Here is a 21,838-nt window from a genome sequence, read left to right on the forward strand (position 1 = left end):
TAATGATTAAGATAGCCTACCATAAATTATACGCACATCCTTTACCAGAGGGACATAGGTTTCCGATGTTGAAGTATGAGTTGATACCAGAGCAACTTTTACACGAAGGGACGATAACACAAGAAAATCTGTTTGAACCAGAAGTTTTGCCCGAAAAGTATATTGTAAATACCCATGATTACGACTATTGGGAGCAATTAAAAAACCTAACGCTTTCGGCAAAAGATCAGCGTAGAATTGGTTTCCCGTTAAACGAGCAGTTAGTAGAGCGAGAAATTAGAATAGCGCAGGGAACAATAGACGGAGCTAAATTTGCCCAGCAAAATGGTGTGGCCTTTAATGTTGCTGGTGGAACGCACCATGCAGGGAGCGATTGGGGAGAAGGATTTTGTTTGTTAAACGATCAAGCTATAGCTTCTAATTATTTACTAGAAAATAAGTTAGCTAGTCGTATCTTAATAATAGATTTAGATGTGCATCAAGGAAATGGCACCGCAGAAATATTCGAAAGAGAGGAGCTTGTGTTTACTTTTTCTATGCATGGCGATAAAAATTTTCCTTTTAGAAAGGAGCAATCCAATTTAGATATTGCATTGACAGATGATACGGATGACGAGGGATTTTTGAATAAACTGTACGAAGCATTGCCAAAATTATTTAAACAACACCAGCCCGATTTTGTATTTTATCTATCTGGGGTAGATGTTTTAGCGAGTGATAAATTGGGCAAAATCTCGTTAACTAAAGCAGGTTGTAAACAACGTGACCAATTTGTATTTGAAACTTGCTTAAAACACAATATTCCTGTTCAGGTGAGTATGGGGGGTGGATATTCGGAAGATATCAAGGTTATTGTTGATGCGCATTGTAACACCTTTAGGACGGCTTTTGATTTATACAGTTGATCGTTTATGAGATATTTAAAAACAATATTGGTGCTAATTGTTTTTGCATCCTGTAATCGGGAAAGTAAAAAGACTGAGAAAACGGATACTTCTAAGCTTGTAGTGGCGCAAAATACTTCACAGTTTAACACCAAGTTGGATTCAATAAGGAACCAAATTAATAGCATGGACAAAAGTGGCGGAAAAAGTGTAACCTATATATTTTCATTAGAAGAATTACCGAGTTTGGAAGGTAATGAAGTAAAGGCCTTTTACGTAAACGGTAAATTATATAAAATTGAAATGGAGGTTTTTGGCGAAACCGGTAAAGCTAGCTTTAATTATTTGTTTAAAGATGATATTGTAAATGTAATGGAGCGAAGGTATAGCTATAACGGAATGCTTACCGACGTAAAGAGCGATGCCGATATCAAGTTAAGCGAAGAAAACAATTATCAGATCTATTTTAACGGTAAACGCATGGAAAATTCTAATACAACGGATTCAATGTATTTAGCCATTATGAAGAACGTTCCTACTAAACTTTGATGTTCTTTTTAGCATCGGCTTTTTTTCTTTATGCTAGCGTGAGGGATAGACGCGAAAATCCTTTTATTTTTGGTCAGTAGTATGGTTAAATTTGGCTAGCACAAAAAATAAAAGATTGTAGCAAATAGCCCGACCCTTTAGGGGCACGCCCAAAAAGACAATTTGGTTAGTCTACATTTAAAATAACTATATTATAAGTAATTTGTACTTTTACATCAATGATTAAACTGCTAAAAAAGCTCCATTTCTTTTATTTTACTTTTTGGATTGTAAGCTTTTTCTTTCTTTTTTGGCCTCTGTATTATTGGGGAACGCGTAAGCCTAGCAGATATTTAACGCTAAATAAATTACGTGCAATACATGCATTTGTAGCTTGTGCGCTTTCGGGCGTATTTTTTAGATTTAAATTTGAAACTCCATTAGATCCAAAACAAACTTATATCTATTGTGCTAACCACACCTCTAATTTGGATATTGTTCTGTTTTGTCTTTTGGCCAAAGGCCGATTTCATTTTATGGGCAAAGAGGAATTAATGAAAAACCCTGTTTTAGGTATATTTTTTAGAACTATAGATGTGGCGGTTTCTAGAGCAAGTAAGATTTCGGCATTTAGAGCTTTTAAAAAAGCTGGTGAAAATTTAGATAAGGGGATGAGTTTAATTATTTTCCCGGAAGGAAAGATAGATGACTTATATCCACCAATTTTGCATGAGTTTAAAAATGGACCTTTTAGGTTAGCTATTGAGCATAATGTGCCAATTGTGCCAGTTAGTATTACAAACGTTTGGGAAATAATGTGGGACAGTGGATTTAAATATGGTACGAAGCCTGGATTAGGGATTATTTATGTACATGAACCTATTTCTACCGCGGTTTTGGCAGTAGAAAGTGATGATGCTTTAAAACAGGAGATTTTTAATAAAATTAATAGTAAGTTGCGAAAATGATAATTGATAGCAAGACAGTTTATAAAGTTGCTGATTTAGCAAGAATTGCCATAAAAGATAACGAGGTTGATACATTGACGGGTGAGATGAACAAGATTCTTACTTTTATGGAAAAGTTAAATGAATTGGACACAACAGGTGTAAAGCCTTTGGTTTACATGAACGAGGAATTTAATGTTTGGCGTGAAGATGTTGCAAAACAAGAAATAACGGTTGCTGATGGACTTAAAAATGCAGCTAAACATAATGAGCGTTTTTTCTTTGTGCCAAAGATTATAGAAAAATAAGCACGTGCTTGTAACATTTACCTGCTACGGTTGGTCTAAAAAAACAAAAACAAATAATGGAGAAAGCACTGATTAACATTAAAGAAATTGGCCGTAAATATGTAATCGGGACCGAAGTTATACATGCCTTAAAATCAGTTAGTTTAGATATAAACAAAGGCGAGTTTGTTGCTTTAATGGGCCCATCTGGATCGGGGAAATCGACTTTAATGAATATTTTGGGATGCTTAGATACACCAAGCAAAGGCGACTATGTTCTTAATGGAACTAATGTTAGCCAAATGAGTGACAATGAATTAGCAGAAGTTAGAAACAAAGAAATTGGTTTCGTTTTCCAAACTTTTAATTTGTTGCCTCGTTCTACATCTTTAGATAATGTTGCTTTGCCATTAATTTACGCTGGTGCTAGTAAAAAAGAACGTGATGCCAGAGCGCAAAAAGCTTTAGAGAATGTAGGTTTAGGAAATCGTGTTACACACAAACCCAATGAACTTTCTGGTGGTCAGCGCCAACGTGTTGCAGTTGCAAGGGCGTTAATTAACAATCCATCTATTATTTTGGCCGATGAACCAACGGGTAACCTCGATACAAAAACATCTATAGAGATTATGGGTTTGTTGGAAGAAATACACAGCAAAGGGAATACAATTATTTTAGTAACCCACGAGGAGGATATTGCCCAGCATGCACACAGAATTGTTAGAATGCGTGATGGATTGATTGAAAAGGACTATATTAACGAAGATATTAAAACAGTGTCGCCACGATTGTCTCACCTTAAAGAAAAGGGCGATGATTTTGAAAGTATTATATAAGTTTTAAGCAATAGGTTTTACATAGTAAGTTTGTGGTGTTGCGTTTTAACTTCTATTTTGCAGCTACATATGTATAAGTTATAACGTAATACTTAAAACCTTCTTGATATGAAGATTTACACCAAAACAGGAGACAAAGGGCAAACATCGTTAATTGGTGGCACGCGTGTGCCAAAATATCATGTTCGCATAGATAGTTATGGTACTGTTGATGAATTGAACTCTTATATAGGTTTAATCATGTGTCAGGAGATTGAAGCGCATCATCAAACCATTCTTAAAGAGATTCAAGATAGGTTATTCACAATCGGATCTTCATTGGCTTCTGACCCTGACAGGTCAAAAATGAAAATTCCTGACTTGTTGGAGAGCGACATTACACTTTTAGAGATTGAAATGGACGCAATGAATGACGTTCTACCAGCGTTAAAACATTTCGTTTTACCAGGCGGTAATACAGTGGTATCTTACTGTCATTTAGCTCGTTGCGTATGCAGAAGAGCAGAGCGTTTAACGGTGCAGTTAGCAGAAGAAAGTTTTGTTGACAGCAATATTACAATTTATTTGAACAGATTAAGTGATTATTTGTTTGTTTTGGCACGAAAACTGAATGCAGATGCTAAAACAGCTGAAAACATTTGGATACCACGTTTATAAAAGTGGTGGAAAAAAATATTTGTTTTGCTTGTTTTTTTTAACATACTTTTGCGAAAACAGTAAAACAAGATAATTTATAATAAACTAAGAATATGTATTGGACATTAGAACTAGCATCGCACTTGGAAGACGCTCCATGGCCTGCAACAAAAGACGAATTAATTGATTACGGTATTCGTTCTGGTGCACCTGTAGAGGTGATTGAAAATTTACAAGCGCTGGAAGATGACGGTGAGCCTTACGAAACAATTGAAGAAATTTGGCCAGACTATCCTACTAAAGATGATTTCTTCTTTAATGAGGATGAATATTAATAGCTAGAATTAAAGCCTTCGAAAAAAAATCGGAGGCTTTTTTATTTCCCTATAGAACAATTTGAAAACTGCTTTGTTAATGATGGAGAAAAACGATTAACGAATCGAATTATCATTTAAAAATTAACAATTCTACTTAAAACTTAAACTTATGGGAAATCTACTTTATGTTATCGCAGTTATTTTAGTAATCATTTGGGCTATTAGCTTCTTCGGTGGTTTTTATACAGGTGGTATTATCCACGCATTATTGGTAATAGCTATTGTAGCTATTTTATTAAGAGTAATTAGAGGCGCAGCCTAATAGAAAAGGAATTACTAAAAAGCTCCAGCAAAATATTTGCTGGAGCTTTTCTATTTTATAAGTAAACTAGCTAATTCTAAATCTTCCGGATAGGTGATCTTGAAATTGTTTCTCTCACCTTCGATTAAGTTTATTCTAAATCCGGCTTTTTCTACTACCGAAGCGTCATCAGTAAAACTAGCCTGATAATGTTGCTGGTAAGCAATTGTTAATTGTTCTAACTGAAATGTTTGTGGCGTTTGTATCAAAACTAGCTCATCACGATTAACCACTTCACTATTTGTCTCTGAAATAACTCTGCGAACTGAATCGCTTGGTTTAATGCTTGTGATAGCGTTACCATTTTCTTCAGCAGAACTGTAAGATTTAACAATTAGTTTTGCACTTGTAAGCGGTCTTACTGCATCATGTATAGCAACAAATCCATCCTCTTTTATCGCCATTAAACCATTCCTCACAGAGTGAAATCTTTGTTCTCCACCGTTTACTAATAAATGCGGAATATCAAAATTGAACTGAGAACATAACTCATTCCAATAGGCATGCGCATCTGGATTTAATACTAAAATTATTTCTGGTTTTACTGGCGTGTTGTAAAAGGCAGAAATAGTATGCATTAGCACAGGTTTATCTTTAAGTAATAAAAACTGCTTTGCTACATTCGTTTGCATTCTCTTTCCAGAACCAGCGCCAACAATTATTGCGTAATACTTCATAGCTGTAAAGCTAAAAAAGAGAAATAAAAAAAGGGTGAGAATTAAAGAATTTCTTTAAAACCTCACCCTTAAAAAATTAATTAAGATTTTATATGATCAACATCGCGTCGCCGTAGCTATAGAAGCGATATTTTTCTTTAACTGCAACCTCGTAAGCATTCATTACGTTTTCGTAACCACCAAACGCACTAACCATCATTAACAAAGTAGATTCAGATGTATGGAAATTGGTGATCATGCTGTTCGCAATGCTAAAATCGTAAGGAGGGAAGATAAATTTGCTTGTCCAATCATTAGCGGCTTTTAACGTTCTGTTAGAAGAAACTGCAGATTCGATAGCACGCATTGACGTAGTACCAACCGCACAAATTCTTCTTTTTTCTTCCAAAGCTTTGTTAACCGTATCTGCAGCCTTTTGCTCGATGATAAATTGCTCAGAATCCATCTTGTGCTTAGTCAAATCTTCCACTTCAACAGTTCTAAATGTGCCTAAGCCAACGTGTAATGTAACTTCAGCAAAGTCTATACCTTTTAGTTCAAGGCGTTTCATTAACTCTCTACTGAAATGTAAACCGGCAGTAGGTGCCGCAACTGCACCCTCGTGCTTAGCAAAAATAGTTTGGTAACGTTCTTTGTCTAAATCAGTTGCTTTACGCTTAATGTATTTAGGAAGTGGTGTCTCTCCTAAAATCTCCACGTTTCTTCTAAACTCTTCGTCTGTACCGTCAAACAAGAAACGAATTGTACGACCACGAGATGTAGTATTATCCACAACTTCAGCAACTAACAAATCATCGTCACCGAAATATAATTTGTTGCCGACACGGATTTTACGAGCTGGATCTACTAAAACATCCCATAAACGTAATTCTTTGTTCAACTCGCGAAGTAAGAAAACTTCGATTGTAGCACCAGTTTTTTCTTTATTGCCATATAAACGAGCAGGAAAAACCTTAGTGTTGTTAAGAATCATTACATCCTTATCGTCAAAATATCCTAAAACGTCTTTAAAAATCTTATGTTCAATCTTACCACTATCCTTGTGTAAAACCATTAAACGAGCCTCGTCTCTATGTTCTGCTGGATTATTTGCTAAAAGCGATTCGGGTAAATTAAACTTAAATTGAGATAACTTCATGTTTTATTGATGTAGTAAATTAGGGCGCAAATTTACATATTTAATTCTCTATTTTATAATTTATATTACGTACTATATCCGCCAGTAAAAATTAAATTGTATTTTTTATATTATACTTACAAAGCTGTAACCTTTTTAAGTATTTTTGGTCTAAACCAACATGATGATATTTAGAATTATTGGCGAGAGCTTTCGTTTCGCATGGGACGCCATCAGCCAGAATAAACTCCGCACCGCATTATCCCTTTTAGGTATTACAATAGGTATATTTATAATTATCGCGGTTTACTCTGGTGTAGATAGCCTACGAGACAAAATCCAAAGCAGTGTAGATAAGCTGGGTTCTAGTACATTGTTTGTTCAAAAATGGCCATGGATTTTTGAAGATAATTCTCCATGGTGGAAATATATGAACCGTCCGGAACCATCTTTGCGTGATTACGCAGGGTTAAAAGACCGCATGGATATGGCTGTTGGTGTTTGTTATGAGGTGAATGCCAGCAACAGGACAGTTAAATATAATAGTAGTTCGGTAGAGGGGGCAAACGTTGCAGCGGCTTCTCATGAATATGATAAAACTTGGGATTTGGAATTTCAGGAGGGTAGATACTTCACCGCCAACGAGAGCCAATACGGATCGCCAGTTTGTATTTTAGGCGCCGAAATTGCCGAAGGTTTATTTGATACAGATAGCCCGATTGGTAAACAGATTAACGTTATGGGGCGAAGAGTTACCGTAATTGGCGTTTATAAAAAAGAAGGCGAAGACATGATGGGAATGTCTCAAGATAAGAACGTTCTTATTCCACTAAATTTAGCCAAAGGGATTTTTGATGTTAATAACGAAAGGTATAATCCGCAGGTTACGGTTAGAGGCAGAGAAGACATCTCTTTAGAAGAGGTAGAAAATGAGCTAAGAGGTTTAATGCGTTCTATACATAGGTTAAAACCGGGTGAAGAGGACGATTTTGCTTTGAATAAAACTACGATGCTATCTAATCAGTTAGATATTATGTTTGGTGTAATTAATATTGCAGGGACCATAATTGGTGGCTTTTCGGTATTAGTAGGAGGCTTTGGTATCGCAAATATTATGTTTGTTTCTGTTAAAGAGCGTACCAATATTATTGGTATTCAGAAGTCATTAGGTGCTAAAAACTATTTCATTTTGATGCAGTTTGTTTTCGAATCTGTTGCATTATGTATTATGGGTGGTTTGCTTGGGCTGTTGCTAGTGTACATATTATCTGTAGTTATTACCAGTACATCAGATTTTAAGGTAACGCTCTACCTTAAAAATATTATAACGGGTTTATCTTGGTCTGTAGCAATCGGACTTATAGCCGGATTTTGGCCAGCATACTCCGCTTCAAGGTTAGATCCGGTAGAAGCAATCAGGTCTTAAGCTTTTTAGATCTACTAAAGGGCACTTCGTTAGTTGCTTAAAATATTTTATAAAAAAAAGAGCGCTGAATTATTCAGCGCTCTTTTTTTTATAGGAATTCCACTTTATGGAATTTAGGAATTAAACTAATTTACTCAATGCTTCTTTTATTCTTCTCAAAGCTTCTGTTAAAGCCTCATCAGATGCCGCATAAGATAAACGGATGTAATTATTGTTACCGAAAGAATCTCCACCAACGGTTGCTACATGTCCTTCATTTAAAAGGTATAATGCTAAATCAGCTGAATCTTTAATTTCAGTTCCATTGGCGTCTTTTTTGCCAAAAAAAGAACTAATTTCTGGGAAGAAATAGAAAGCACCATCTGGAAGATTGGTTTTTACACCTGGTATATCATTAAGCAAATCGTAAACTAATTGTCTTCTTCTAGCAAATGCTTTTTTCATTTCTAAAACAGTCTCAAGTCCTTGGTCATACGCAGCAATGCCAGCACGTTGCGCAATAGAACATGTACCCGATGTAGTTTGGCCTTGCATTTTATCGTTAGCTGCTGCAATTTCTTTACTAGCTGCAATATAACCTAATCTCCATCCCGTCATTGCAAAGGCCTTAGAAAAGCCATTTACAACAATTACCCTTTCTTTAATGCTGTTAAACTGCGCTATCGATTCGTGTTTATCAACAAAGTTGATATGCTCGTAAATTTCATCAGATAGAATAAAAACGTTCGGATATCTTTCAAAAACCTCAACCAATGCCGCCAGTTCATCTTTGCTGTACACTGAACCTGTAGGGTTACAAGGCGAAGAAAACATGAAAAGTTTTGTTTTAGGTGTAATGGCTGCCTCTAATTGCGCTGGGGTAATTTTAAAATTGCTTTCAATATCTGTATCTATAAAAACAGATTTACCTTCTGCCAAAACAACCATCTCAGAGTAAGAAACCCAATACGGAGTAGGGATAATTACCTCATCTCCAGGATTAATTAAAGTTAAAATAACATTTGACAATGACTGTTTTGCTCCTGTAGAAACAACAATTTGAGAAATATCGTAATCTAGGTTGTTCTCTCTCTTTAACTTATTAACAATAGCTTGGCGCAATTCTGGGTAGCCAGGAACAGGAGAGTAACGAGTATAGTTTTCGTCTAAAGCTTTTTTCGCGGCTTCTTTTACATGTTCTGGCGTATTAAAATCTGGCTCGCCAATGCTTAGGCTAATAACGTTGATTCCTTTTGCTGCTAACTCACGACCTAATTTGGTCATTTTTAGGGTGGCAGACTCAGATAAACTGTTGATTCTTTGGGATAAAAATGTCATAATGAAATTGTGAGGTAGCAAATATAAAAACATTTGCTATTAGGCTCTAAAAAAAGATAATTTTCGTAAAATATCGGTTTAAAACGTATTTTTGAATTTTTAAAAATAACTCCATTGCAACCAAAAAAGAAGGCTATTCTCGTATCACTCTGTGTTAGTATTCTTTTAATGCTGGCAAAGTTTGTTGCGTATTTTTTAACCAACTCAAATGCCATTTTAACCGATGCTGCCGAAAGTGTAGTTAATGTACTTGCCAGTGCCTTCGCGTTCTATAGTATTTATTTAGCTACTATCCCAAAAGATCAAAATCATCCTTATGGGCATGGAAAAGTTGAATTTTTTTCAGCTTTCGTTGAAGGTGTGTTAATTGGCGTTGCAGGTATAATCATTATACTAAAATCTAGCTACGATTTAATCTACCCGAAGGAAATTAGTCAACTTTTTGATGGAGCGATTATAATTGGAGCAACTGGGCTAATTAATCTTTGGGTTGGCTTTTATCTCATTAATATCGGTAAAAAACAACGTTCTATTACGCTAGAAGCAGATGGGAAACATTTGTTAACTGACGCTATTACGAGTGGTGGCCTAGTGGTAGGTATTATTTTAATTCAGTTAACCGAACTTTTCTGGCTCGACAGTGCAATTTCTATCGTACTAGGTGTTTACATTATTTACAATGGCTATAAGTTGACCAGAAGATCGGTTGGCGGGCTAATGGACGAGAGTAACATAGAATTGGTTAAAGAAATAGTGGGCATTTTGCAAGCTAATAGAGCAGACAGTTGGATTGATGTACATAATTTAAGGGCACAACAATACGGAGCGGATTTGCATGTGGATTGCCACGTTACTTTGCCTTATTATTTTGATTTGGTTGCTGTACATCAAGAAATTTCCAATATAGATCAGCTTATAAATGTATCTGGAAACCACAAAACAGAACTTTTTATACATGCTGATCCATGTTTGCCGGCGTGTTGCAATTACTGCAAAATGCCAAATTGCCCAGTAAGAGCAGAAGAATTTAAAGGAGAAATAGCTTGGAACATGGATAACGCCACAAAAAACCAAAAACACTTTAGCCAATGAGTTATTTTAACGTAAGAGTTTACGGTTTGCTAATTAATAGTCAAAATGAAGTTTTGCTAAGCGATGAACGCGAATACGGAATGAAGTTCACAAAATTTCCTGGAGGAGGAGTTGAGCTTGGTGAAGGATTAATTGAAGCATTAAAACGTGAGTTTATGGAAGAATGTTATGCTGAAATAGAAGTGCTCACGCATTTTTACACTACAGATTTCTACGAAAAATCGTCATTTAATGATAGTCAGGTCTTAAGCGTTTATTATTTGGTAAAAGAAGTTTTTCCTTTACAATTAGGCTTTAAAACTGCTGTTTTTGATTTCGATGAGGGTCAAAACCAATCTTTTAGATGGAGAAAAATTACCGATATAACGGAAGATGATGTAACTTTTAAAACTGATAAAGCCGTAGTTTCCTTGCTTAAAAATCTAGATACTTAATATGGGCGAAAGAATTTTGTATAAGCTCCTGCCAATTTTAAAAGTTATATTATTTCTGTTCTTTGTAATAATTTGCCTTATTCCATTTGGAATTATAGCCCAATTAAACTTTATACCTTTTCAGCAAAATTCTATAATAACTGATTTGGTTATTGAAAGCTCTTTAACATTGGCCATTTTTGGTGCTTTGTTAATGATGTTTAAAATACTGCCTTCAGTTTATTTTAGTGATGTTTTCATTGTAAGGGAAGGAATTTTAACAGGTTTTGCAAAAGGTACTACAATTGGCGTTGTACTCTTATTATTTTGCGTAGCTATACTTTACGCGTCGGGATTTGTACAATTGAATGCTAATCAAATAAGCGTAACTATGTTTTTTGGTTATTTACTATTTTTTATAGTAGTAGCTATGTTCGAGGAATTAATGTTTAGAACATTTCCTCTATTTGTTTTTGCAGAGCGATATCCGATTGTGATAACTATTTTAATTAACGGTTTGTTGTTTGCATTTGTACATGCCGGCAATCCTGGCTTTACTTGGTTGGCTATGTTAAATATTACCTTGGCCGGAGCGTTATTTTCTTTATTTACTTTATTAAAAAAGAATATAAGTTGGGCAATTGGTATTCACTTTGGATGGAATTTTGCGCAAGGTATTTTAATGGGCTACAAAGTTAGCGGTACGAATACGCCAGCAGTGTTATCTGCAAAACCAATAGGGCAAGCTTTTATCTCTGGTGGTAGTTTTGGAGTTGAGGGATCCATTATTTGTACGGCAGTATTTTTAGCGATGATTATTTTTATACTAAAAAACTATAGGATAGAACCGATTGTTACAAAGGAACTAATCGAAGAATAATATTAATAGTTAAGCGATGTCGAAGTTTAATGAAATGATAAATGGCGAAAAGCCGGTTTTGGTTGATTTTTTTGCTGAATGGTGTGGGCCATGTAAAATGATGGTACCTATTTTAGACCAGTTGAAAAGCGAAGTAGGTGATAAAGCGTCTATTATTAAGGTTGATGTTGACAAAAACCAAAATGCGGCCGCTGCTTATAATGTGCAAGGTGTACCAACATTAATTTTGTTTAAACAGGGAAAACAAGTTTGGCGACAAAGTGGTGTTGTACCAGCGAGTACTTTAAAACAGCTTATAGAAAGCAATAGTTAACTATTTAAACCTTTACAACCTTATTTGGTGTTATTGCAAAGACCTGTTCCTGGGGTTTAGGTTTAATTAAATACAGACCTGTAAATGCACTAAATGCAGGCATTACGGCATGTTCATTACCGAAATAAAAACATGGAAATTTTAGGCGTTGTTTTGCTTTGCCAATAATGCTTATTCCTGGATGTACGTGGCCACTAATAGGATAAAGGTCTTTTTCGTTACACTTTATTGCATCATGTATAAAGCAAAAGTTTCTAGCACAAAAGCTAGGTTCATGTACTTCTATGCCTAAATCGTTGTATTGGTTATTATGTAAATGATCATGGTTGCCCTTTACCAGCAGAAAATTTACATTTTTATAGTCGGCTTTCCATTTTTCAAATACATCAATGTCGCTGTTAATTTCATGGTGAAACATATCGCCATTTATAAGCAAAGTAGAAGGTTGGTAGTGATTAAATAAGGTTGTTAGGCGTTGCAAATCGCTCTGAGCCAAGGTAGATGGAACTTGAACACCAGCTTTGCGAAAGTGTGCCGCCTTTCCTAAGTGTAAATCGCTTATAGCTAATATCTTTTGTGCAGGGAAATAAATTGCTCGTTCTTTATCTAAAATCAGTTCTTCTGCTCTAATCGTTATCGTCATTTAGTAGTATTACTTAAAAACTTCAGCTTTCATCCGCTCAATTCTGTGTTCTAATTCTTCTGAGCTCATATTAGCTCGTAAACTATCAACCTTAATTGGAAAAGAAAGCGGTGTAAACCTTTTCGGGTTGGTAATAACTATGGTGCTATTCTGAATTCTCTGTAATGCTTCTAAAAGCCTCGCTTCTTCCAGTTGTAAATAGAACACTTCATCGTAAGCCTGGCGCAAAAGTAAATTATGTTTGTCGTAATCGCTAAAAACATTAAAAAACAAACCTGCCGATGACTGGAGATGTTTATTTGCAACGTATTTGCCGGGATAGCCTTGAAACACCAAGCCAGCAATACAAGCTATATCGCGGAATTTTCTGCGTGCCATTTCTGTAGAGTTGATGCTCAGTGTAATATCTTCAGTTAAATTATCGGGAGAAAATACTTCGTATGCAATTGCGTCGTCCATAGGTATTTCGGTATCACTCAATAATTCAAACCCATAATCGTTCATCGCGATGGAAAATGTGATAGGAACTAATCTGCTTAACCTATAAGCAACCAAAGCAGCTAAAATTTCGTGTACTAATCTTCCTTCAAACGGATAGGCAAAGAGGTGAAATCCCTCTCTGTTGTTAATCATTTCAATTAATAATTCATCATTTCTGGGCACATGAGATCTTTCTTGCTGCACCAAAAATAGGGGATAAACTACATCTAGTTCTTCTTCTTGATGTGTTTTATTTAGTACCTCGTTATATTTTTTACGTAGCACCTGCCCGAGATTTGAAGATAAGGGTAAGCGACCGCCCAGCCAACTTGGCGACATTGCCCGTTTCTTTTTACTCCTGCGAACAATAACCGTCATATCTTTTATCTGCACAAAATCTAATATTCTGCCCGCAAGCGTAAAACTGTCATCAGGTTTTAATTTCGAAACGAAATATTCTTCAACCATACCGATATAGCCACCAGAGAGAAATTTTACTTTTAGCATAGCGTCGCTAACAATCGTTCCGATATGCAATCGGTGGCGCATTGCAATTTGTCTGCTTTTCACCTTCCAAAGTCCATCTTCGTCTTTTATTACCTTTTTAAACTCTTGGTAAGCAGTTAAACTGTCTCCACCAGAGGTGATAAATTGCATTAACCAATTCCATTCTTCTGGTAAAAGCATGTTAAAAGCATGGGTACTTTTAACTTCGTTGAAAATTAATTCATCATCGAAACCATCGCCCACGGCCAACGTAACAAGGTATTGAATTAACGTGTCAAAAACCATTATAACCGGTTCTCTGCTTTCTATATTATTATCTTTTGCTGCCTCTTTAATTGCCGCAGCCTCTACAAGCTCTAACGCGTGTGTGGGCAGGAAATAAATTTTGGAAGTTTCTCCAGGCGAGTGCCCAGATCTGCCCGCACGTTGTAAAAACCTGGCTACGCCTTTAGGTGATCCTACTTGCACAACCGTATCAACCGGTTTAAAATCTACTCCTAAATCTAAAGACGAGGTTGCAATTACCGCTTTAAGCAAACCGGTATGTAGCGAGTCTTCTATCCAATTTCTCAGTTCAAAATCTATAGAACCATGATGTATGGCAATTCGCCCAGCAAGTTCCGGATCTAAATTTAGCAGATGCTGATACCACATTTCAGACTGACCGCGAGTGTTGATGAAAATAAGTGTGGTTTTGCTTTTTTCTATAATTGGCAAAAGCTTGTAAGCCAATTTTAAACCCAAATGCCCAGCCCAAGGTAAAGTCTCTATGTAATCTGGTAATATCGATTTTATCTCTATTTTTTTGTGCAGTTTGGCTTTAACAATTATCCGCTTTGCGTTAATATCTGGTTCAATTACCTCTAAAGCTTGCTCTATGTTGCCAATGGTAGCCGAGATGGCCCAAACGCGTAAATAGTATTCTTTAGCAGCTTTTTGCAAACCTTTAATTCTAGATATGGCTAGTTCTACCATTACGCCACGCTTACTGCCCAAAAGTTCATGCCACTCATCGGCAACAATACATTTTAGGTTTTTAAACAAAGTTGATGAGCCTTTTTGTGCTAACAATAAGTGTAAGCTTTCTGGTGTTATAAGCAAAATCTCGGGCATAGATTTTTTTTGTTGCAGTTTTTCTGCCTGAGAAGTGTCACCATTTCTAACGCCAACATACCAGTCCAAATCTAGTTCTGTTAATACCTCTCGCATTGCTCTTGCAATGTCCTTTGCTAACGATCTTAGTGGCGTAATCCATATCAATTGTAATCGATCTTTTGAAGTTGTTTTCGCGACACCTTTTTGATTAAGAGCCTCAATTACAACGGCCAAAAACACCGAGAAAGTTTTACCAAAACCAGTAGGGGCGTTTACCAACCCACTATAACCATCGGCATAGTAGCTCCACGTTTCTTTCTGAAAATCAAAAGGCTTTTTACCATCAGCTTTCAGCCAATTAGCTACTTTTTTATAGCCTGGTGTTTTTGTTAAACTCATAACGTTGATGCCAATAGTTGCCTTAAATCGTCTAAAGTATTTATTTCATCAGCTTTTTTATCTTTTCGCCAACGGGCGATACGAGGAAATCTTAATGCTAAACCGGCCTTATGACGTTTGCTTTCTGCAATACCTTCAAATGCAATTTCAAATACCAACTCTGGTTTAACCGTTCTAACCGGACCAAATTTTTCGATAGCGTTTTTGTTTACGAATGAATTTACTTCTTTTATTTCTTTGTCTGTTAAGCCCGAATAAGCTTTGGCAATAGTGATCAGTTTATTCCCATCACGCACTGCAAAAGTATAATCTGTAAAAAAGTTAGCCCGTCGTCCGCTACCTTTTTGGGCATAAATCATAACTGTATCAACCGTAAACGGATTTATTTTCCATTTCCACCAATCGCCACGTTTACGCCCAGTATGAAATGTAGAGCTTAGCTTTTTAAGCATTATGCCTTCGCTATTTATTTCTCTAGCGGTTTCTCTAATTGTAGCCAATTGCTCCCAACTTTTAAAATTTATTACAGGCGATAGCAACGCAATATTTTTAGTAACTAGACCACCAATTACATTTTCTAGAGTTGATCGTCTTTTTTCTAACGGTTCCTGTCTAATGTCTTCGCCATTAAATTCTAAAATATCATAGGTGAAAAAACCAATCGGTGCATCGTTTAATTGAGATTTATTAATTGTCTTTCTATTTAATCTTTGCTGTAAAGTGCTAAATGATTGTACTTTGCCATCTTTTATTGAAAGTATTTCTCCATCCAAAACTACACCATTCGGTAACTCATCTTTTAAAAAATGTAACTCTGGAAATTGATCTGTAACCAATTCTTCGCCTCGAGACCAAATGAAAAGTTCGTCGTTTCGTTTTACGATTTGTCCGCGTATGCCATCCCATTTCCATTCTGCTTGCCACTCGGTTGTATCGCCTAAATTTTCTGGTTCTGTTTCTAAAGCATAGGCTAAGCAAAACGGGTATGGCCAAGAGTTATCGGTGTTTACGTGGGCACCCTCAATCAAACCCAAATACGTTATTTCATCAGGTTGCCATTTACCCATAATGCTGTGCATTATTTTGCTGCTATCTTCATCACTTTGTTTGGCAATGGCATTAACCAGCATTTTATTGGAAACACCAATTCTAAAATTACCCGAAATTAGCTTGTTAAAGATGAAACGTTCTTGAGTATTAAGGCTGTTCCAAGTATCTAAGATATACTCTTTTTTAGCCTCGTCGTCTTTTCCGTTTAATTGAGCAAGCTCATTTATCCATTGGTGCAAAGGTTTGTCGATATTTCTTTCTGCTGGCGGAAGTACTAAAGCAATGGTTTCACTTAAATCGCCAACACTACTATAGCTCTCTGCAAATAGCCATTCGGGTATACCGCTTAGTTCTATTGCCCATTGTTTTATTAAGGATGTGTTTACTGGCCTTTTAGGTTTTTTGCCAGTAAACATTGCAATTACATAAGGCTTATCTCTGTCATCCGCCTCGTTAAAATAACTTACCAGCGCCGCAATTTTATCGTTGGTTTTATTACTAAGCTCTAACTCCTGAATTAGTTGCGAAAATCGTTTCATTGGATTTCTTCTTTTACAGTATTTTCAGTTGATTCTCCAATTATGTCATCATCTTCAGCACCATATTTTGTAGTAACTTCTTCGGCACTAATGCCGATTTCATTCAGATATTTTGCAAAAACAGCTGTCGAACCATGTGTTACGAAAACTTTCTCAGCTTCTGTAGCTTTTATAGCCTCAAGTAAACCTGGCCAATCGGCGTGGTCGCTTAGCGCAAATCCGGCATCGGCGCTACGCCATCTTCGGCCTGCTCTAACTGCCATCCAGCCTGAGCAAACGCCTATTGCAGGCTGTTGAAGATTTTTTACCCACCTTCCGTCTGCTAAAGCTGGGGGTATAATTACAATACCTTTTTGTAATTCGTCTTTTTTAATTTCGGGTGTAATTCTAATCGTTTCTGGAAGTTGTACGCCAGCGCCTGCAAAACCTTCGTTTAAATTTGCTATAGAATTATGTACATAGATAGGATAGTGGCCAGCAAGATTTTTAATTAATCGTTGTGCTTTGCCTAAACTATACGCAACTAAAATGCTGGTTTTTCCTTTTAAATTGTTGTCTGTAATCCAACTTATTATTTGGTCGAAAATAAGTTGTTGAGCTTGCCAGGTATAAATTGGCAGGCCGAAAGTGCTTTCGGAAACAAATGTATGGCATTTTACAGGCTCAAACGCCGTGCTAATGCCATCGTATTCAACTTTGTAATCGCCAGAAACAACGCAAATTTCTCCTTTATATTCCAATCTAATTTGTGATGATCCAATAACGTGTCCTGCCGGAAAAAGACTCAGTTTAACGCCATTAATATCTATTTCTTTATTATATGGTAAAGTTTCGACATTATCTTCCAAGGCATAACGTTGTTTTAAAATAGGTTTTGTTAGCTCATGGCATAAATAGTTTTTATTGCCCCATTTCACATGATCTGCATGCCCATGTGTGGTTACAGCATAATCTACAGGATGCCAGGGGTCTATGTAAAAATTGCCTTGTTTGCAGTAAATACCTCGGTTTGTAAATTCAATTAATGCCATATCGATATAAACAACCAAGCTAGAATTAAGTTTTTTAAGTAATTATCGCGTAAAAAGCCGATAAATTGAATTATCGGGTAATTAGCCGATATTTTGAATTATCGGATAAATACCCGATATTAGTTTTATGAAAGCAGTTATAACAGGAGATATTATTAACTCAAGAGCATTGCCTCCAGATTGGATAAATACGCTTAAGAGTTCATTAGGCAATCTTTTCGGTAAACAAATAAAATGGGAAATTTTTAGGGGAGATAGTTTTCAGGTAGAGCTGAGCGCACAAGATGCTCTTATTAACGCCATTTACATAAAGGCTTGCATTAAAACTTTAAAAAAAGCAGATGTGCGTATTGGCATTGGCATTGGAAAAAAAAGCGTAAATGCTGCTAAGGTTACAGAAGCAAATGGCGAGGCTTATATAAACTCTGGAAACGCTTTTGATACATTAAAAACAAATAAGGTAAATATGGCTATTACAACACCTTGGCCAACAGTAAATGAAGAGCTGAATTTATTTATTAAATTAGCTTTAATTAGCATGGATAGTTGGGGGCAGATTAGTGCTGAGATGGTTAAATATGCTATAGAAAATCAAAATACCAAACAAGATAAAATTGCAAAACTTGCCGGCAGAAGCCAATCTTCGGTTAGCGAAGCTTTAAAAAGGGCACATTTTACAGAAATAATGGAACTAGAACATAGGTACAGAACCCAAATGAATCAACTAATTAAAAACTAATGGAAATTGCCTTAATTAAGCTCTTGCTTGCACACATACTGGGCGATTTCTTTTTGCAACCAAATAGTTGGGTTACAGAAAAAGAGCAGCTAAAACTAAAATCGGCCAAGCTGTATTGCCATGTAGCTATACATGTTGCCCTTATATTTTTGGTTTTTATGTCGTTTAACGTATGGAAGATTGCTTTAGTAATAGGCGCTACTCATCTAGTTATAGATGCTATGAAACTTAGTTTCCAAAAAATAAAAACGCAAAGGCTATGGTTTTTTATAGATCAGCTTTTGCATATTACGGCAATAGTTATATGCTGGAGTTATTATTACGGAAATAATATTGATTTTAGTTTTTTAAATAACGACCGTTTTCTGCTCTTTGCTTTCGGTGCGCTACTGCTTACTTCGCCAGCAGCAGTTTTTATAAGAGTAGTTATTGCCAGATGGATGCCCAATGCCACTAACACAACAGGATTATCTACAACATCATTACAAGATGCTGGTAAATATATAGGCATTATGGAGCGTTTACTCATCTATCTTTTTGTTTGCACCCATCACTTTGAGGCAGTAGGTTTTCTATTAGCGGCAAAGTCTATTTTTAGGTTTGGAGATTTAAAAGATGCCCATGATATAAAACTAACCGAATACGTGCTAATTGGTACCTTGCTAAGTTTCGGTATTGCGCTGGTTGTGGCGCTAGCCGTTTTGGCGATTAGTTTGTAAGATTAAATTTCTGCTATTTCTTAATTTTTGTTTAGGCAATGCCAATAGTAGAAAAAGCCTGCGTAAAATAAACCCGACCGTATTGGAAATACTTTTTGTTTTACTGGCTTTAGTCACCGAACTGGATAATGCGTAATATGCGGAAATATCTTTCTGCCAGAGATTATGACGAAAACAAAAAGATTGTAAAGTAGGGCGGGACCGAGTGTAACTAGATGACACTACAGCATGTTTTCTAATAAAAAAGCCACAGCTATAAGTAACTGTGGCTCTGCGTATGTTTTTAAAAGAATTATCTTGCTCCTGGAGGGCAGTTTTCTTTTAAGAATTTTGTAAAGGTTAATGCCAGGTGCTGTCTAGTTCCTTCGCCTTCGCTAATACTGTGCGAACGGTTTGGATAGCTCATTAATTGAAACACTTTTTTGTTTTTTACCAATTCGTTAATCAACATGTCTGCATTTTGGTAATGTACGTTATCATCACCGGTACCGTGTATGTACAATAAGTTACCAACCAAATTTTTAGCATGTGTAATTGGCGATCCTTTTACATAAGCTTCGGTACTTGGAAAAGGCGTGCCCATGTAGCGCTCTTGATAAATATTATCGTAGGTTAATTGGTTGGCAACCGCAGCAACTGCGATACCTGTTTTGTAAATTTCTGGGTATTGAAACAATAAGTTTAATGTAGATGAACCACCGCCACTCCAACCGTGAACCGCAACGCGATCTTTATCTAAGAAAGAGTAGGTTGCCAATAATTTTTTGGTTGCCATTGCCTGATCGCGAATATTAAGGATACCTATATTTTTGTAAATAGATTTTCTCCAGGTAGTGCCTTTTGGAACAGGTGCACCACGGTTATCCATAGAAATATAGATATAACCATCTTTTGCCATATCGCCCGCGTACAGGTTATTGTTTCCAGCACCCCAAACATCGGCCGCTGTCTGCGACGCTGGTTCGCCGTAAACGTAAAATAAAACAGGGTATTTTTTGTTAGGATTGAAGTCATCAGGTTTTTTCATCCAGCCATCTAGTTCAACACCGTCTTCTGTGGTTACTTTAAAAAACTCGACTTTGTTTTTTGGCGGAGATTGTTTAGATAACTGTGTAGTAATGCTACCGTCCATAGTTAAAGGCTGACCTGCAGCAAAATTCATCCACTCGGTAACCGGTTGTACGGTAGAACTGTTGTAGCTGTGGCGAGCAAATAATCCGTTAGGAGAAATTGAATAGCTGTGCGTACCCGGTAAAACAGAAGGCGTAACCATTTCTAGCTTGCCTTTACCATCTAACTTTGTTTTGTAAAGATATTTTTGGGTAGCATTGGTAGGCGAAGCCATGAAATAGATGGTATTGTTTTTCTCGTCAACCAAGCTTAAATCAATAATATCGTAGTTGCCTTTGGTGATTAAGGTTTCTTTTTTACCGTCTTTGCTAACGCGATAAAAGTGGTTGTAGCCATCTTTTTCGGTTTGATAAATGAATTCCTTGTTGCCGTTTAACCAAATAAATTGATCCTGAGCATCTATCCACGAATTGTTTTTTTCTTTGTAAATTTCGGTAATTGTATTTGCCGTAACGTTAGCTACAAATAATTTGCTCTCGTTTTGTTGGCGATTTAGTTGTTGCAAAATAATCTCATTGGTGTTAGGGATCCACTGCATACGAGGAATGTAGTTTTGTACGTTATCTCCAGGAACTGCTAACCAATTGGTTTTTGCAGTAGCAATATCAACCACACCAATTTTGCAAGCCGAAGGATCTTGGCCAACTTTTGGATATTCTACCGGTACATTAAATGCGTAGATAGAATCTGTATTATTAATCATTAAAAAGTTTTTGATCTTGGTAGCATCAATTTGCCAGTAGGCAATAGATTTTCCGTCTGGCGACCATCTGAAACCATCTAGGCAACCAAATTCTTCTTCGTAAACCCAGTCGAAAGTTCCGTTAATCATTCTGTCGGTGCCATTGGTAGTAAGAGCTTTTGCAATTCCAGTAGCTAAATCTTCTACATAAACATTGTGGCCACTTACATACGCTACTTTGCTGCCATCTGGAGAAAATTTGGCAAACATTAAAGATGACGCCGGCTTATCTTTACCTATTTGGGTTAATTTATTATTGGTGATATCGGCAACCCAATAATCTCCACGGCTATCTTGTCGCCAAACTCTTTTTGTGTTTGTGTAAATTAACGCTTTAGTACCATCATCTGTAAGCTGAAAACTTCTAACAGGTATTGGATTTTGCGTGTTAGGTGCGGTTAACAAGCTTCTGCTGATAACAGTTTTACGCTCGTTTTTTGGTAAAGTGATACTAACAATCTCTCCGCCAGCATTGGTGTAATAACCATTGCCATCCTTTGTCCAGTTAATACCACCACGTTGCGCTTTAGCAACATTAGCGCCTGTAAGGGCTAATACAGCTACAGCAATTAGAAGTTTGGTAATTTTCATGTTATAGTTTTATAAATTGTTGATATGATTCTTGATATCTGCTAGTAATTCGCTTTGCGTTAAAAAAAGCAAACTGAAAAAAAGCGCAAAAAAAATCAGGCTTTTAGCATTGGCGGCTAATTTAATAAAAACCAATGATAA

23 protein-coding genes are annotated in these 21,838 nt (G+C 36.3%); 15 read left to right on the forward strand and 8 right to left on the reverse strand.

Going from position 1 to position 21,838, the window contains the following annotated elements:
- Nucleotides 1–2 precede the first annotated feature (2 nt).
- The 8 genes from DUT69_RS07850 (at nucleotide 3) to DUT69_RS07885 (ending at nucleotide 4,757) form a co-directional block, all read left to right on the forward strand.
- The gene (locus tag DUT69_RS07850; protein ID WP_113652687.1) at nucleotides 3–905 is read left to right on the forward strand and encodes a histone deacetylase family protein; all 903 of its coding nucleotides are present in this window, start codon (nucleotides 3–5) and stop codon (nucleotides 903–905) included.
- 6 nt (nucleotides 906–911) lie between these two features.
- Nucleotides 912–1,433 carry a hypothetical protein gene (locus DUT69_RS07855; RefSeq protein WP_113652688.1) on the forward strand — a complete coding sequence of 174 codons (522 nt, stop codon included), beginning with the start codon at nucleotides 912–914 and terminating at the stop codon, nucleotides 1,431–1,433.
- 218 nt (nucleotides 1,434–1,651) lie between these two features.
- Nucleotides 1,652–2,380 (forward strand): lysophospholipid acyltransferase family protein, encoded by a 729-nt coding sequence (locus DUT69_RS07860; protein ID WP_113652689.1) that lies wholly within the window; start codon nucleotides 1,652–1,654, stop codon nucleotides 2,378–2,380.
- A complete protein-coding gene (gatC, locus tag DUT69_RS07865; RefSeq protein WP_113652690.1) occupies nucleotides 2,377–2,667 on the forward strand; it encodes an Asp-tRNA(Asn)/Glu-tRNA(Gln) amidotransferase subunit GatC in 291 nt (96 codons plus the stop codon). The genes DUT69_RS07860 and gatC overlap by 4 nt, the downstream gene beginning before the upstream one ends.
- Nucleotides 2,668–2,723: 56 nt before the next feature.
- A complete protein-coding gene (locus DUT69_RS07870; RefSeq protein ID WP_205314235.1) occupies nucleotides 2,724–3,482 on the forward strand; it encodes an ABC transporter ATP-binding protein in 759 nt (252 codons plus the stop codon).
- A gap of 108 nt (nucleotides 3,483–3,590) precedes the next feature.
- Entirely contained in the window at nucleotides 3,591–4,139 is a 549-nt protein-coding gene (locus tag DUT69_RS07875; RefSeq protein WP_113652692.1) for a cob(I)yrinic acid a,c-diamide adenosyltransferase, read from the forward strand.
- Nucleotides 4,140–4,231: 92 nt separating this feature from the next.
- Nucleotides 4,232–4,453 carry a DUF2795 domain-containing protein gene (locus DUT69_RS07880; RefSeq protein WP_008240955.1) on the forward strand — a complete coding sequence of 74 codons (222 nt, stop codon included), beginning with the start codon at nucleotides 4,232–4,234 and terminating at the stop codon, nucleotides 4,451–4,453.
- 151 nt (nucleotides 4,454–4,604) lie between these two features.
- Nucleotides 4,605–4,757: a lmo0937 family membrane protein gene (locus DUT69_RS07885; RefSeq protein WP_113652693.1), complete on the forward strand. Its 153-nt coding sequence runs from the start codon at nucleotides 4,605–4,607 to the stop codon at nucleotides 4,755–4,757.
- Between the two features lie 50 nt (nucleotides 4,758–4,807).
- Here DUT69_RS07885 and DUT69_RS07890 read toward each other — a convergent pair whose 3' ends face one another.
- Nucleotides 4,808–5,473, reverse strand: coding sequence for a 2-C-methyl-D-erythritol 4-phosphate cytidylyltransferase (locus tag DUT69_RS07890; protein WP_113652694.1), 666 nt, complete (start codon nucleotides 5,471–5,473; stop codon nucleotides 4,808–4,810).
- Between the two features lie 88 nt (nucleotides 5,474–5,561).
- Nucleotides 5,562–6,611, reverse strand: coding sequence for a tRNA preQ1(34) S-adenosylmethionine ribosyltransferase-isomerase QueA (gene queA, locus DUT69_RS07895; protein ID WP_113652695.1), 1,050 nt, complete (start codon nucleotides 6,609–6,611; stop codon nucleotides 5,562–5,564).
- A 160-nt stretch (nucleotides 6,612–6,771) separates the two neighbouring features.
- On the opposite strand from queA, the gene DUT69_RS07900 reads away from it, so the two are divergent.
- Nucleotides 6,772–8,016: an ABC transporter permease gene (locus DUT69_RS07900; protein ID WP_113652696.1), complete on the forward strand. Its 1,245-nt coding sequence runs from the start codon at nucleotides 6,772–6,774 to the stop codon at nucleotides 8,014–8,016.
- Nucleotides 8,017–8,136: 120 nt separating this feature from the next.
- Here the strand turns inward: DUT69_RS07900 and DUT69_RS07905 are convergent, their stop codons facing one another.
- Nucleotides 8,137–9,333, reverse strand: coding sequence for a pyridoxal phosphate-dependent aminotransferase (locus DUT69_RS07905; protein WP_205314236.1), 1,197 nt, complete (start codon nucleotides 9,331–9,333; stop codon nucleotides 8,137–8,139).
- A 168-nt stretch (nucleotides 9,334–9,501) separates the two neighbouring features.
- On the opposite strand from DUT69_RS07905, the gene DUT69_RS07910 reads away from it, so the two are divergent.
- The 4 genes from DUT69_RS07910 to trxA are packed head-to-tail and all read left to right on the forward strand — an operon-like array spanning nucleotide 9,502 to nucleotide 12,031.
- Nucleotides 9,502–10,425, forward strand: a complete 924-nt coding sequence (locus DUT69_RS07910; protein ID WP_240186680.1) for a cation diffusion facilitator family transporter — start codon at nucleotides 9,502–9,504, stop codon at nucleotides 10,423–10,425.
- Complete coding sequence (locus DUT69_RS07915; protein ID WP_113652698.1) at nucleotides 10,422–10,859, forward strand: NUDIX domain-containing protein; 438 nt, start codon at nucleotides 10,422–10,424, stop codon at nucleotides 10,857–10,859. The genes DUT69_RS07910 and DUT69_RS07915 overlap by 4 nt, the downstream gene beginning before the upstream one ends.
- A gap of 1 nt (nucleotide 10,860) precedes the next feature.
- Nucleotides 10,861–11,718: a CPBP family intramembrane glutamic endopeptidase gene (locus DUT69_RS07920; protein ID WP_113652699.1), complete on the forward strand. Its 858-nt coding sequence runs from the start codon at nucleotides 10,861–10,863 to the stop codon at nucleotides 11,716–11,718.
- 16 nt (nucleotides 11,719–11,734) lie between these two features.
- Nucleotides 11,735–12,031 carry a thioredoxin gene (gene trxA, locus DUT69_RS07925; protein WP_113652700.1) on the forward strand — a complete coding sequence of 99 codons (297 nt, stop codon included), beginning with the start codon at nucleotides 11,735–11,737 and terminating at the stop codon, nucleotides 12,029–12,031.
- 4 nt (nucleotides 12,032–12,035) lie between these two features.
- Here trxA and pdeM read toward each other — a convergent pair whose 3' ends face one another.
- From pdeM to DUT69_RS07945, 4 genes are read right to left on the reverse strand one after another with little or no spacing between them, the layout of a single operon-like run.
- A complete protein-coding gene (pdeM, locus tag DUT69_RS07930) occupies nucleotides 12,036–12,674 on the reverse strand; it encodes a ligase-associated DNA damage response endonuclease PdeM (protein ID WP_113652701.1) in 639 nt (212 codons plus the stop codon).
- 9 nt (nucleotides 12,675–12,683) lie between these two features.
- Nucleotides 12,684–15,155 carry a ligase-associated DNA damage response DEXH box helicase gene (locus DUT69_RS07935; RefSeq protein ID WP_113652702.1) on the reverse strand — a complete coding sequence of 824 codons (2,472 nt, stop codon included), beginning with the start codon at nucleotides 15,153–15,155 and terminating at the stop codon, nucleotides 12,684–12,686.
- Entirely contained in the window at nucleotides 15,152–16,744 is a 1,593-nt protein-coding gene (locus DUT69_RS07940) for an ATP-dependent DNA ligase (RefSeq protein WP_113652703.1), read from the reverse strand. The genes DUT69_RS07935 and DUT69_RS07940 overlap by 4 nt, the downstream gene beginning before the upstream one ends.
- Nucleotides 16,741–17,775 (reverse strand): ligase-associated DNA damage response exonuclease, encoded by a 1,035-nt coding sequence (locus DUT69_RS07945; protein WP_113653434.1) that lies wholly within the window; start codon nucleotides 17,773–17,775, stop codon nucleotides 16,741–16,743. Before DUT69_RS07945 ends, DUT69_RS07940 begins: the two co-directional genes overlap by 4 nt.
- 127 nt (nucleotides 17,776–17,902) lie before the next feature.
- Between DUT69_RS07945 and DUT69_RS07950 the strand changes: the two genes are divergently transcribed.
- Together DUT69_RS07950 and DUT69_RS07955 are read left to right on the forward strand one after the other, a co-directional pair.
- Nucleotides 17,903–18,514, forward strand: a complete 612-nt coding sequence (locus DUT69_RS07950; RefSeq protein ID WP_113652704.1) for a SatD family protein — start codon at nucleotides 17,903–17,905, stop codon at nucleotides 18,512–18,514.
- The gene (locus DUT69_RS07955; RefSeq protein ID WP_113652705.1) at nucleotides 18,514–19,233 is read left to right on the forward strand and encodes a DUF3307 domain-containing protein; all 720 of its coding nucleotides are present in this window, start codon (nucleotides 18,514–18,516) and stop codon (nucleotides 19,231–19,233) included. The genes DUT69_RS07950 and DUT69_RS07955 overlap by 1 nt, the downstream gene beginning before the upstream one ends.
- Before the next feature lie 292 nt (nucleotides 19,234–19,525).
- Here the strand turns inward: DUT69_RS07955 and DUT69_RS07960 are convergent, their stop codons facing one another.
- A complete protein-coding gene (locus tag DUT69_RS07960; protein ID WP_113652706.1) occupies nucleotides 19,526–21,697 on the reverse strand; it encodes a S9 family peptidase in 2,172 nt (723 codons plus the stop codon).
- Nucleotides 21,698–21,838 lie beyond the last annotated feature (141 nt).

This window comes from Pedobacter namyangjuensis (assembly GCF_003313325.1).
Taxonomy (GTDB): domain Bacteria; phylum Bacteroidota; class Bacteroidia; order Sphingobacteriales; family Sphingobacteriaceae; genus Pedobacter; species Pedobacter namyangjuensis.